Origin of the sequence: Ralstonia sp. Ralssp135 (genome assembly GCF_047304345.1) — a bacterium.
Classification (GTDB): Bacteria; Pseudomonadota; Gammaproteobacteria; order Burkholderiales; family Burkholderiaceae; genus Ralstonia; species Ralstonia chuxiongensis.
Genome location: NZ_JBGLYZ010000124.1, coordinates 1 through 240, shown reverse-complemented (window position 1 = coordinate 240; position 240 = coordinate 1). Strand labels below are relative to the sequence as shown.

Annotated in this window: 1 protein-coding gene; it reads left to right on the top strand. The window is 49.2% G+C overall.

Annotation, left to right across the window (positions count from 1 at the left end):
- Positions 1–53: 53 nt before the first annotated feature.
- Positions 54–240 (top strand): hypothetical protein (locus ACCD03_RS25650; protein ID WP_413413300.1); only part of this gene is annotated, 187 nt, incomplete at its 3' end.

The following is a 240-nucleotide window of genomic DNA, read 5'->3' as shown; positions in this document are numbered from 1 at the left end:
GCTAATACGTACGTGACATTTCCTGACGTGTGCTACGCCTAAACCCCACGAACATGGCTACAATCGATAGAAAAACATTCCTTAAAGAGCTTTCGCTGCTGGCTGGCGCTTCTGTTTTCACCGGCCCAGCCTTCGCCACTGGCCTATTTGGGGAGAAAGCAACGATCAAACTAGGCTTCGTGACCTATTTGTGGGGTAAAGACTGGGATGTACCCACCCTGATTAAGAACTGTACGGATA